The 12,690-nt window shown below is 63.1% G+C and carries 10 protein-coding genes; 3 read left to right on the plus strand and 7 right to left on the minus strand.

The features are described from left to right. The first annotated feature begins 3 nt into the window (after positions 1 to 3). Entirely contained in the window at positions 4 to 1,524 is a 1,521-nt protein-coding gene (purF, locus tag VZC39_RS08940; RefSeq protein ID WP_349922039.1) for an amidophosphoribosyltransferase, read from the plus strand. Between the two features lie 80 nt (positions 1,525 to 1,604). Here the strand turns inward: purF and VZC39_RS08945 are convergent, their stop codons facing one another. Further along, complete coding sequence (locus VZC39_RS08945) at positions 1,605 to 3,035, minus strand: 6-phospho-beta-glucosidase (RefSeq protein ID WP_434667677.1); 1,431 nt, start codon at positions 3,033 to 3,035, stop codon at positions 1,605 to 1,607. Between the two features lie 33 nt (positions 3,036 to 3,068). Continuing rightward, a complete protein-coding gene (ascF, locus tag VZC39_RS08950) occupies positions 3,069 to 4,538 on the minus strand; it encodes a PTS cellobiose/arbutin/salicin transporter subunit IIBC (protein ID WP_434667680.1) in 1,470 nt (489 codons plus the stop codon). A gap of 257 nt (positions 4,539 to 4,795) precedes the next feature. Between ascF and VZC39_RS08955 the strand changes: the two genes are divergently transcribed. Both VZC39_RS08955 and miaE read left to right on the plus strand, forming a co-directional pair. Beyond that, on the plus strand, positions 4,796 to 5,806 hold the full coding sequence (locus VZC39_RS08955; protein WP_434667683.1) for a LacI family DNA-binding transcriptional regulator: 1,011 nt from the start codon (positions 4,796 to 4,798) through the stop codon (positions 5,804 to 5,806). Positions 5,807 to 5,913: 107 nt separating this feature from the next. Then, positions 5,914 to 6,672: a tRNA isopentenyl-2-thiomethyl-A-37 hydroxylase MiaE gene (gene miaE, locus VZC39_RS08960; RefSeq protein WP_434667686.1), complete on the plus strand. Its 759-nt coding sequence runs from the start codon at positions 5,914 to 5,916 to the stop codon at positions 6,670 to 6,672. A gap of 175 nt (positions 6,673 to 6,847) precedes the next feature. On the opposite strand, the gene VZC39_RS08965 is transcribed toward miaE, so the two are convergent. From VZC39_RS08965 to sapA, 5 genes are all read right to left on the minus strand, one after another. After that, positions 6,848 to 7,633 (minus strand): peptide ABC transporter ATP-binding protein, encoded by a 786-nt coding sequence (locus tag VZC39_RS08965; protein WP_434667689.1) that lies wholly within the window; start codon positions 7,631 to 7,633, stop codon positions 6,848 to 6,850. 142 nt (positions 7,634 to 7,775) lie between these two features. Continuing rightward, the gene (locus VZC39_RS08970) at positions 7,776 to 8,774 is read right to left on the minus strand and encodes a peptide ABC transporter ATP-binding protein (RefSeq protein WP_434667692.1); all 999 of its coding nucleotides are present in this window, start codon (positions 8,772 to 8,774) and stop codon (positions 7,776 to 7,778) included. A 102-nt stretch (positions 8,775 to 8,876) separates the two neighbouring features. Beyond that, positions 8,877 to 9,770 carry an ABC transporter permease subunit gene (locus VZC39_RS08975; protein ID WP_434667695.1) on the minus strand — a complete coding sequence of 298 codons (894 nt, stop codon included), beginning with the start codon at positions 9,768 to 9,770 and terminating at the stop codon, positions 8,877 to 8,879. A gap of 140 nt (positions 9,771 to 9,910) precedes the next feature. Beyond that, positions 9,911 to 10,870 carry an ABC transporter permease gene (locus VZC39_RS08980; RefSeq protein ID WP_434667698.1) on the minus strand — a complete coding sequence of 320 codons (960 nt, stop codon included), beginning with the start codon at positions 10,868 to 10,870 and terminating at the stop codon, positions 9,911 to 9,913. Positions 10,871 to 10,940: 70 nt separating this feature from the next. Continuing rightward, a complete protein-coding gene (gene sapA / locus VZC39_RS08985) occupies positions 10,941 to 12,536 on the minus strand; it encodes an ABC transporter substrate-binding protein SapA (RefSeq protein ID WP_434667701.1) in 1,596 nt (531 codons plus the stop codon). Positions 12,537 to 12,690 lie beyond the last annotated feature (154 nt).

Here is a 12,690-nt window from a genome sequence, read left to right on the forward strand (position 1 = left end):
GACATGTGTGGTATTGTCGGTATAGTTGGCACCACCCCCGTCAATCAGGCCCTCTACGACGCCTTGACGGTGTTGCAGCACAGGGGACAGGACGCCGCCGGGATCGTGACCATAGACAGTGGAAACTTCCGGCAACGCAAGGCCAACGGCCTGGTGAAGGATGTGTTTGAAGTGCGCCACATGCAGCGTCTGAAAGGGAATATCGGCATAGGACATGTCCGTTATCCCACCGCAGGCAGCTCCAGTGCCGCAGAAGCCCAACCTTTTTATGTGAACTCTCCCTACGGCATGGTGCTGGCCCACAACGGCAACCTCACCAACGCCAAGGCGCTCAAGGAGCAGCAGTTCAAGGTGGCCCGCCGCCACATCAACACCACGTCCGATTCGGAAGTGCTGCTGAACGTGCTGGCCCACGAGCTGGACCTGTGCGACAAGATGGCGCTGGCGCCGGCGGACATCTTCTCTGCGGTGCGCAAGGTGCATCAGCAGATCCGCGGTGCCTACGCCGTGGTCTCCCTGGTGATTGGCCATGGCCTCATCGGCTTCCGTGATCCCAACGGCATCCGCCCGCTGATCCTGGGTCGTCGCACCGATGAGCAGGGACAGATTGAATACATGCTCGCCTCCGAGAGCGTGGCACTGGATGCCATCGGCTTCGAGACCGTGCGTGACGTCGCCCCGGGCGAGGCCATCTACATCACCGAGCAGGGCCAGCTCTTCTCCGAGCAGTGCGCCGACAACCCGCAGATGAGCTCCTGCATCTTCGAGTACGTCTACTTCGCCCGTCCCGATTCGTGCATCGACAAGGTCTCGGTCTACGCCGCCCGCCTCAACATGGGTCGCAAGCTCGGCAAGAAGATCGCCCGCGAGTGGGAAGATCTCGACATCGACGTGGTCATCCCCATCCCCGAGACCTCCTGCGACGTGGCGCTGGAGATCGCCCACACCCTGGACCTGCCTTACCGTCAGGGCTTCGTGAAGAACCGCTACATCGGCCGTACCTTCATCATGCCGGGCCAGACCCAGCGCAAGAAGTCGGTGCGCCGCAAGCTCAACGCCATCGGCTCCGAGTTCAAGGGCAAGAAGGTATTGCTGGTGGATGACTCCATCGTCCGTGGCACCACCTCCGAGCAGATCATCCAGATGGCGCGGGAAGCCGGTGCTGCCAAGGTCTACTTCGCCTCCGCCGCGCCGGAAATTCGTTTCCCCAATGTCTACGGCATCGACATGCCCACCGCCAACGAGCTGATCGCCCATGGCCGGGAAGTGGAAGAGGTGTGCAAGATCATCGGTGCCGACGGCCTCATCTTCCAGGATCTGGAAGATCTGGAAGAGGCGGTGCGGGAGATCAACCCCGAGCTGCGCCACTTCGAGACCTCGGTATTCAACGGCCACTACGTCACCTCCGACGTGGATCAGGGCTATCTGGATCACCTCAATGCCATGCGCAGCGACGACAACAAGGCCGTGCGCGAGTGGCAGGAAGGCACCAGCAACCTGGAAATTTTTAACGAAGGCAGTTAAACGTTTTCTCGCGGCTTGCGAGCCGACACGAAAATGGGGGCCGAGGCCCCCATTTTTTTATCCCTGTCATGGCTATCCGGTTACGTCAGATCCTCGCCGTTGCTGGCGATGACCTTCTTGTACCACCAGAACGACTTCTTGCGTCTGCGCTCAAGGGTGCCCTTGCCCGCATCGTCCCTGTCCACATGCACGAAGCCGTAGCGCTTGCTCATCTCGCCGGTGGAGGCGGCGACGAGATCGATGCAACCCCAGCTGGTGTAGCCCATGAGCGGGATGCCGTCACCGATGGCATCTCCCATGGCGCGGATGTGCTCGCGCAGATAGCTGATGCGATAGTCATCCTCAATCTCGCCCGCGTCATTCACCTTGTCCACGGCGCCCAGACCGTTCTCCACCAGAAACAGCGGCTTCTGGTAGCGGTCATAGAGGGTGTTCATGGTGATGCGAAGGCCGAGGGGATCGATGCCCCAGCCCCACTCGCTCACTGCTAGGTGGGGGTTTTTCAGGGACTTGACCACGTTGGCCGCGCTGGTGTTGCCGGCGTTCATGTCGGCGGAGGCGCAGCGGGAGGCGTAATAGCTGAAAGAGACGAAATCGACGGTGTTTTTCAGAATGTCGTCATCCTCCGGCGCCTTGACGATCTGGATACCCTTGTCCCGAAACAGGCTGGCGGCGTAGCTCGGGTAGGCGCCCCTGGCCTGCACGTCGATGAACAGCAGGTTCTCCCGTTCTTTTTGGAGCGCCATCCACACATCTTCCGGTTTGCAGGAGTAGGGGTAGAAGTTGCCCCCCGCCAGCATGCACCCCACCTGGTTGCGAGGGTTTACCTCGTGGGCAATCCGGGTCGCCAGAGCGCTCGCGACGAGCTCGTGATGGGCCGCCTGGTATTTCACCTGCTCCTTGTCTTCCCCTTCCTCAAACACCAGCCCGGCGCCGGAGAAGGGGCTGTGCAGCATGATGTTGATCTCGTTGAAGGTGAGCCAGTACTTCACCAGACCATCGAATTGCTCGAAACAGGTGCGGGCGTAGCGGGTGAAGAATTCCACCATCTGGCGGCTGCGCCAGGAGCCGTATTCCGTCACCAGGTGCATGGGCACGTCGAAGTGACACAGGGTGACCAGGGGGTCGATACCGTATTTCTTGCACTCCTCGAACACGGCGCGATAGAAGGCGATGCCCTCGGCATTGGGCTCGTGCTCATCTCCCCTGGGGTAGATCCGGCTCCAGGCGATGGAGGTGCGAAACACGGTGAAGCCCATCTCGGCCATCAGGGCGATGTCTTCCTTGTAGCGGTGATAGAAGTCGATGGCATCGTGACTCGGGTAATACTCGTCGCTTCGCAGGGAGAAACGCTTCTCCTGGCCGAGCTTGACCGCCATGCGGTTCGGGCCGTGGGGGATCATGTCCACCGTGGTCAGCCCCTTGCCGCCCTCGCGGTAGCCCCCCTCCGCCTGGTTGGCGGCCAGGGCACCGCCCCAGAGGAAGTCTTCGGGGAATCGGGTTATCGACATCTGTTACCTCTTGTCATGTCTGATATGAGTGGGTTAGGCGCTGGCGGTGGTTTGGCTCTGGCCAACCTTGGCCTGGGCCGTCGCAGCCGGCTGGGGCGCGTCGGCCTCCTTGGGGGCCTCGACCGGGATGTCTTCAAAGCCCATCACCAGGGTCAGGATGAAGGAGAGCACCACGGAGAGCGCCATGACGCCGAACACCCAGGCGATGCTCATGGGGTTGGCCGGATCGAAGAACTGCACGCTGGTGAAGAGGCCGGGAGCCGCCATGGAGTGGCTGGCAAGCCCCGCCATGCCGGCGACGGCGCCGCAGATGAAGCCGCTGATGAGGCTGGCGATGAGCGGCCGCTTCAGGCGCAGGGCCACCCCGTAGAGGGCGGGCTCGGAGATCCCCGCCATGATGGCGGAGGCGGCCGCCGCCATCGCGGTCTGGCGCAGCTCGGGGTTCTTGGTCTTCCAGGCCACGGCGAGGGAAGAGCCACCGAGGGAGAGGTTGGCGCCGATCTCGGACGGCATCACCATGCCTTCTTTGCCGGTCTCGGCGATGGTCTGGATGATGGTGGGGGTGAAGACGCGATGCATGCCGGTCATCACCAGCAGCGGCCACAGGGCCCCCATGATGGCCACCGACAGCCAGCCGAGGTAGTCGTGGACCGTGTAGACCAGGCCGGAGATGGCGGTGCCGATCCAGATGCCGATGGGGCCGATGAGCACGATGGCGAGCGGCGCGGCGATGAGCACGATCAGCATGGGTTTCAAGAAGTTCTTGGTCACCGCCGGGGTGATCCTGTCCACCCAGCGCTCGATGTAGGAGAGGCACCAGGTCATCACCAGGGCCGGGATCACCGTGTAGGTGTATTTCACCGCCGTGACCGGAATGAGGGCGAAGCTGACCTGCTCACCCTGGGCGGCCCTGGCCATCAGGTCGATGAAGCTCGGGTGTACCAGCACGCCGGCGATGGCGATGGCGAGCGACATGTTGGTCTTGAACTTGATGGCCGCCGAGGCCGCCACCATCAGCGGCAGGAAGAAGAAGGCGCCGTCACCGATGGCATTGAGGATGATGTAGCTGGGGGCCGTGGTCTCCACGACGCCGCTCATGCTGAGCACCATGGCCAGCAGCTTGACCATGGAGCCGCCGATAATGGCCGGGATGAGCGGCGACATGGTGCCGATGAGGGCATCGAGGATGCCAGCCCCGAGGCGACGGAGGCTGAAGCCGGGCTTGGCCTCGGCTGCGGGGGCGTGCTCACCGGCGGGCAGCAGGGCGAGCACCTCCTTATAGGCGTGGGAGACCATGTTGCCGATGATCACCTGGCACTGGTTGTCGCTTTGCACCACCCCGAGCACCCCGGAGATGGCTTTCAGGGCCGGGCCGTCGAGCTGGGTGGGGTCTTGCAGCACGAAGCGCAGGCGCGTCATGCAGTGGGTCACGGCACTGATGTTGCCGGTTCCGCCGAGTGCAGTGATGACCTGGCCGGCCAGGGCCGCATAGTTTTTTGACATCTAGCTGTATCCTTTTTACCAAATGGGTCCTGTTCATCCGGGCCCGTTGACGGCGGGATGAGAAGGCATGAAACTGAATGTGGAACCGGTTCCACATAGCATGCGCAGTTTCATATCGGGTTACAAGGTGGTCGCACCACCATTGTGCAGATCCGTGAAAGGGATCACTGAACGCACCCCGTCGTCGACAATCTTGCTGCGACAACCCGGGGCCCGTGCAGTACACTGCGGCCCGTCGGATAGGAGGGATGAAGAAGATGACCACTATGCTGGAGGTGGCGAGGCGGGCAGGGGTGTCGAAGGCGACGGTCTCCCGCGTGTTGTCGGGCAATGGCTATACCAGCCAGGAGACCCGGGATCGGGTGTTCAAAGCCATCGACGAGAGCGGCTATCGCCCCAATCTGGTGGCGCGGCAGCTGGCGACCAAAAGCACCCAGACCCTGGGGCTGGTGGTGACCAACACCCTCTATCACGGCGTCTACTTCGGCGAGCTGCTCTCCCACGCGGCGCGGATGACGGAGGCGCGCGGGCGCCAGCTGATCCTGGCCGATGGCAAGCACAGCGCCGAGGAAGAGCGTCAGGCCATTCAGTACCTGCTGGACTCGCGCTGTGATGGCGTCATCATCTACCCCCGTTTCCTCGGCGTCGAGGAGATGGACGAGATCATCGAGCAGCATCCCCAGCCCATCATGGTGCTCAACCGGCGATTGCCCCGTCACCACCACCACTGCGTCTACTCCGATCAGCGGGTGGCGGCGGCGACCGTGGTGGACAAGCTGGTGGAGATGGGGCACAGGGAGATCGCCTTCATCGCCGGCTCGTCCGATTCGCCGACCGGCATCGAGCGCCTCGCAGGTTACCGCGACGCCCTGGCTCGCCACGGCTTGCCCCAGCAAGATGCCCTGATCGCCCCCGGCAAGTGGACCCCCGCCTGCGGCGCCGCCGCCGCCGCGACCCTGCTGGCGCGAGGGGTGAGTTTCACGGCCCTGGTGGCCAGCAACGATGACATGGCCATCGGTGCCATCAAGCAGCTGCACGCCAGCGGAGTCTCGGTGCCCCAGCAGGTCTCCGTGGTGGGGTTCGATGACATCGCGCTGGCACCTTACGTCATTCCCTCGCTGGCCAGCGTCAAGATGCCGGTGACCGAGATGATCCAGGAGACCATTAGCCGGCTGATCACCATGGTGGAGGAGGGGGGCGTTCAGACACTGCCCTCCTTCAGCGGCACCCTGATCCGGCGCGACTCCCTCAAGCGCCTGCTGGCGTGATGGCGGTGGGCAGCGGGGGCGGGATCCGTTAGCATAGGCCCCCTTCCGCGGCGACCCGCCGCAGCCTGTATGTCAGTCAACGCCAACCAGAGAGTACAAGAGTTCAGATGGATGATCTGCTAGCCCCCGTTCGCCAGTTCCTGCATTGTGAGACCCCGGATGAGTGGGTGGAGATGGCGCGGGATCCCGCCCAGTTGTCGACCCTGCTCATCGATCACGCCAACTGCGAGAACAAGGCCGCCCTGACCGCCCACAGTCTGGTGCGCCGCTACTGCCTGCCCAAGGGCAAGCGCCATCTGCTGCCCAAGCTCGAGTTTTACCGGGAGCTGGACGCCATCCCCGAGAAGGCGGAGATCCTGGGCAAGCGCACCATGGGGGAGTCGGACAGAAGCGTGTTTGCCGAGCTTGAGCGCAACCCCTTGTTGTTTCCCATGGTCAGGCTCATTCAGGAGGAGCTGCACCACTTCGAGCAGGTGCTGGCGCTGATGCAGGCCCGCGACATCCCCTATGGCCCGGTCAGCGCCTCCCGCTACGCTCGCAGCCTGCTCACCCATGTGCGCACCTACGAGCCCGCGGCCGTGGTGGACAAGATGATCATCGGTGCCTACATCGAGGCGCGATCCTGCGAGCGCTTCGCCAAGCTGGCTCCCCATCTGGACGAAGAATTGGGGCGCTTCTATGTCTCCTTGCTGCGCTCGGAGGCGCGTCACTACCAGGATTATCTGGCCCTGGCCGAGCAGTTCGCCGAGGAGGATATCAGCGAGCGGGTGGCCTTCTTCGGGAAGATAGAAGCGGAGCTTATCAGCTCACCGGATCCGCAGTTCAGGTTCCATAGCGGACTGCCTGTCAGATCTGACAGTTGTTGATATAAGGGGGCACACCTAGTATCTGGGGTGTTCCTACTACGAGCGACGCAATCACTTTTTTGAGCGCAATACCCGGCCCACAAGCCGGGTTTTTTTATGGCTGAAAACGGCGAACAGGCCGGTTCTCTCTTGTCGCTGAGAGGGGGGAAAACGGCCCGAGCGGGCCGTTTGGGGGTTATCGGCGGTATTCGTTGTTGTAGTTCTGGATGAGACGGCGGGTCACCTCGTGCTGGGGATCGGCGAACACCTTGAGGGTCTTGCCACGCTCCACCACCCGGCCCTCGTGCATCACCAGCACCTCGTCGCTGATGTGGCTGACGATGCCCAGATCGTTGGCGACCAGCACATAGCTCAGCCCCGTGGTCTCCTGCATCTCCAGCAGCAGGTTGATGATCTGGGAGCGTACCGAGATATCCAGGGTCGACAACGCCTCATCTGCCACCACGATTTTGGGGTTGAGGATCAGGGCTCGCGCCAGCCCTACCCGTTGCTGCTGACCGGCGGAGAGCATCTGGGGGTAGAAGAGGGCGTGATCCGGCAGCATGCCCACCATGCGCAGGGTCTGGACGACCTTCTCCCGTCGCTCCTCCTCGCTCAGCGCCGTGTTGAGGCGAAGGGGGGTCTCCAGGATCTGGCCGACCCGGATCTTGCGGTTAAGGGAGGTGTTGGGGTCCTGGAAGATCATCCGCAGCAGCTTGCAGCGGGTCTGGTAGTCGCCGTGTACCAGGCGCTGGCCCTCGACGGCAATCACGCCGCCGCTCGGCTCTATCATGCCCGCCAGAATGCGCGCGAGGGTGCTCTTACCGGAGCCCGCCTCGCCGACGATGGCCAGGGTCTGACCCGTCTCCAGGCTGAAGGAGAGGGGTTTGATCGCCTCCACCGCCTGGCGCCGGAACAGGCCGGTACGGTTCTGATAGGTCTTGCACAGGCCCCTGACCTGCAACAGAGAGGGTTCGGTCACTGGCTTGGCTCCTGGGCAGCGGAACATGCTGAAAAAATAGCAGTTAGCATCATTTTTGTATCGATGGGGCTCGGGTGTACAGCGTCATGAGCGGCCTGTCGGGATGGGGTGCCCGGGAGCCGGGGCTGACGACGGGGAGCGATCATTTCTTCGGCTCTTCCATGTTGAGGGGGAAGTGGCAGCTGAACTGGTGTCCCTTCACCTTGCTCATCAGCGGGGTCCGCACGCACTGCTTCTGGGCATAGGGGCAGCGAGGGCCGAGCCGGCAGCCGATGGGCAGGTGCTGCAGGGGCGGGATCACCCCGGGCAGGGTTTCGAGCCGGGATTTGTGGCGCACCAGTTTGTCAAAGTCCGGGATGGATTTGAGCAGGGCGTCCGTATAAGGGTGATGGGGGCTGGTCATGATCTGCTCGCGGGTCCCCACCTCCACCATCTGACCGCAGTACATGATGTTGATGGTGTCGGTCAGGTTGGCGATGGCGGCGACGTCGTTGCTGATGATGAGGATGGTGGTATTGCCCAGCTTGTTCATCTTGTCCAGCAGCCGCAGGATCTGGGAGTGGGTGGTGGACTCCATGGCGCTGGTGGGCTCGTCCGCTACCAGCAGGCGTGGCTGATTGGCGATGGCCATGGCGATCATCACCTTCTGGCACATACCGTCCGAGAGCTCGTGGGGATAGGCCCGCATCACCTTGCGGTGATCCTTGACCCCGACCCGGTGCAAGAGGGCGATGGCCCGCTTCTTGCGCCACTGGAAGCGTTGCCAGAACTTGCCGACGAAGGAGTCGGTGGGGATGGCCTCTTCCAGCTGGGTGCCAATCTCCGTCGAGGGGTCGAGACAGCTGATGGGATCCTGGAAGATCATGGCGATCTCCCGGCCCATGATGCGGCGCCGCTCCTTGGGGGCCATGGTCAGCAGATCCATGTCGTTGAAGCGCATCCGGTCGGCGCGCACCGTCCAGTTGTCCTTCTGGATGCCGACGATCACCTTGGCCACCAGGCTCTTGCCGGAGCCGGATTCGCCGACGAGGCCGCGAATTTCTCCCTCGCTCAAGGTCAGGCTGACCTTGTCCACCGCCTTGACCTTGCCCTGGGGTGTGTCAATCTCGATGGTGAGGTTGCGGATATCAAGCAAGGGCATGGACGTTTCCCCCTTCGAGTGGTGCGCGGGCGCCAGCCCGTGACGGCATGTCCAGCGCGGAGCTCAGGTGCGCGCGGCTGCCTATCTTCAATGATACCCCCATCAGTCGTTCCCCTCCTTGAGCGCTTCGCGGATCCCTTCACCCACCACGTTGGTCACCAGCACGCTGAACAGGATAGCCATGCCGGGCAGGGTCACGGTCCAGGGAGCGAGATAGATGAGATCGCTCGAATCCGCCAGCATGGCACCCCACTCCGGCTGGGGGGATTGGGCGCCGAGGCCGAGGAAGCCCACCGCCGAGATGTCCAGGATGGCGGCGGAGAGGGTGCGGGTGGTCTGGGCCACCAGGGTCTCGACGATGTTCGGCAAGATGGCGAGACGCATGATGCGGGAGGGGGGCGAGCCGTCGAGGCGGCTGGCGATGATGTACTCCTTCTGCATCTCGGTGTGGACCGCGTTGTAGGTGGCCCGGATGAACGGCGGAATGAGCGCCAGGGTGATGGCGATCAGGGTGTTGAACAGGCCAGGCCCCAGGATGGCCACCACTATGATGGCCAGCAGCAATGAGGGGATGGAGAGCAGGGTATCGAGCAGATGGTGCAGCACACTCGATTTCACCCCCTTGCTCATGCCGCCGAGGATGCCGATGGCGGAGCCGATGATCAGGGCAATCAGCACCACCAGCAGGGCATTGCCGAAGGTGAGACGGGCCCCCACCACCAGGCGGGAGAGGATGTCACGGCCCAGATCGTCGGTGCCGAGGAAGTAGTCGATGTTGCCGGTGCTGGCCCAGGAGGGGGGCAGCAACAGGCGGGTGCTGTGCTGATCATCGATGCCATAGGGCACCACCAGGGGACCGATGAGGGTGATGAGCAGCAACAGGCCGAAACACCATAGTCCGGCCATGGCCAGGGGATTGCGGCGATAGGCGGCCCAGGTCTGCTCCAGGGGGGAGAGGATCCTGAGTTCCGGGTAGAGGCTCGATTTATCTTGCATGAGTCAGGCTCCCACCCAGGCCATCGGCGTGTTCAGTCATGTGTTGCATCGCGTGCTTTGCGCCAGGCCGGCAACCCCGAGAGCCGCAAGGGGCCGGTATCGCGGATGGTGTCTGGTTGCGGTGCATCCCGTGACCCTGTTCAGTGTTGCTTTGCATAGAGCTCTTTGCGCCTGGCCGGATACATGATGGTGGTCAGCAGTTCGGTGCTGACGCTGGTGAAGATGACGAAGCTCGCCACCACCAGGGAGGCTCCCCGGATGGCGGCATAATCCTGCAGGGCGATGCTGCTCACCAGCCAGCGACCGATGCCGGGCCAGTCGAACACGACCTCGGTGATCATGGCGGAGGTGAGTACGCTGCCGAGCTGCAACCCGAGCAGGGGCAACACCGGGGGCAGGGCATTCTTGAGGCCGTGGCGCCAGACGATCTGGCGACGGGAGAGGCCACGGCTCGCCGCGGCCTTGATGTAGTTCTGCTTCATCACGTCGATGAGGGAGCTGCGCACATGGCGGATCACCTCGGTGGTGGGCACCACCGCCAGCACCAGGGAGGGGAGCACCAAATGGCGAAGGGCATCGTGCAGGGCCGCCTCACGCCAGGGCTCCTGGCTCATCAGCACGTCGATGATCGCAATGCCGCTGATGTTGGGAACATCATAGAGCAGGCTGATCTGGCCCGAGCTCGGCAGCCAGCCGAGATCCAGGGAGAAGAACATCACCATCAGCAGCCCCAGCCAGAACACCGGCACGGCATAGCCGATGAGGCCGGCGGTCATGATGGAGAGATCCACGCTGCGCCCCTGGTAGAGGGCGGCCAGGGTGCCGAGCGGGATCCCCACCAGCAGGGAGATGGCGAAGGCCGCGAGGCAGAGGGTCAGGGTGGCCGGGAAGTAGTGACGGATCTCGTCCAGCACCGGCTGGCCGGAGACGCTGGAGACGCCGAGATCGCCGGCGAAGATCCGGCGCATGAAGTCCGGGTAGCCGTGCCAGAAGTCCAGTACCTGGGTGATGAGACGATATTCCAGCAGATAGGCCCCGATGCTCAGCACCAGCAGGGTGATGAGCAGCAAGGTGATGCGGCGCAGGATATAGAAGAACATGGTTAGGTCCGCCCTCGCTGACGGTGGGATGACGGAGCGTCATCGCTGGCATGAAGAAGTCGGAACATGCTCACTCCCGATGGGCCTGATTGAACGTGGTGCCCCCAAAGGGCATAAGGGCCAGCCCCTCGATATCGTTGCGGCTCACCTGCGTGCGCAGGGCATGGGCCAGGGGGATCACCGGCAACTGCTCGCCGAGCAGGGTCTGGGCATAGTAGTAATTGCGCAGCCGGAAGGCGAGCTGGGGCGTGGTCACCGCATCGTCGAGCAGCTGATCGAAGGCGGGGCTGCACCAGCGGCTGTAGTTGTTGCCCCGCTCGACGGCGGCGCAGCTGAGCAACTGGCGGAAGAAGTTGTCCGGATCCGCGTTGTCGGCGACCCAGCCGGAGAGCAGGCTGTCATATTGCCCCTTGGCGAGCCGGGTCTCGATGACCGGCCAGGCCTGCTGCACGATTTTCAGTTTCACCCCAATCTTGGCCAGATCGCTGCGCATCAGCTGGGCGGTCTTGAGGCCATCGGGGTTGTAGGGGCGCGCCCCCGGCTGGACCAGCACCTGCATCTCGAAACCGTGGGGGAAACCAGCCTCGGCGAGCAGTTGACGGGCGAGCTTGAGATCCTGCTTGCGCAGGTGCAAGGAGGGGTTGTAGCCCCAGGAGAGGGGCGGCAGCAGGCTGACCGCCGGTTGTCCGGTCTCGAAATAGACCGCCTGCAGCAGGTTCTGCACATTGATGGCGCTGGCGATGGCCTGACGCACCTTCACCTTGTTGAACGGCGCCTTGCGGGTGTTGAGGGCGAGGAAGGCGACGTTCATGCCCGACTGCACCGACAGATTGAGGTGAGAATCCTTGTCGATCACCGACAGCTGGCTGGCGGAGGGGGTGCTCATCACGTCGCATTCCCCGGTCAGCAACTTGGCGAGCCGCTTGGAGGATTTGGGGGTGATGTCGTAGATGAGCTGTTCAATCCTGGCCTCGCCGCCCCAGTAGCCGGGATGGCGCAGGTAGCGCACGAACTCGTTGTGGCGGTACTCCTTGAAGCTGAAGGGACCGGTGCCGATGGGGCGACTGTCGAGCAGCTCGGGGGTACCGGCCTTTTGCATCTGCTCGCCATACTCTGCCGAGAGCACGATGGCGTAGTCGCTGGCCAGGGTGGCGAGGAAGGAGGAGTCCGGCCGATTCAGCTCGAATACCACCTCATGGGGACCTTTCTTGTAGACCCGCTTGATGAGGGAGGAGAGGCCGAGGCTCGAGAAATAGGGGTAATCGCCACCTGAGATGTGGTGGTAGGGGTGATGCTCATCCAGCAGGCGATGATAGGTGAATACCACGTCGTCGGCGTTGAAGGGACGGGATGGATTGAACCAGGGAGTGCGATGGAAGGTCACCCCCTTGCGCAGGGTGAGGCGGTAAGTCAGGCCGTCGTCACTGATCTGCCAACGGGTGGCCAGCCCCCCTTCGATGCTCAGGGTATTGGCGTTGACCTCCAGCAGGCGATCGTAGAGGGGGCGGGCGCTGGCATCCAGGGTCACCGCCGAGTTGGCGAGCTGCGGGTTGAAGGTCTGGGGCGCCCCTTCGACGCAATAGATGAGCCCTGTCTTGGAGGCCTCGTCCTGTTTCTGACAACCGGTGACCAGCACCAGCAGCCCGAGCAGCATTGGTTTGAGCATTCTCATTATGGAACCATGTTTTTATTCGAAAGTGCCAGCTCCCGGGCTGGCGAGTGGTGAGGGTCCGTGCTGCTGCCGTGGCGGCGCAGCATCCCTCTCCTGGCCGCTATCTTGCCACATTCCGCCATCAACTGCGGGTGACATGGCCCCTGGC

Source organism: Aeromonas sp. NJAU223 (assembly GCF_051125555.1).
GTDB lineage: Bacteria > Pseudomonadota > Gammaproteobacteria > Enterobacterales > Aeromonadaceae > Aeromonas > Aeromonas veronii_G.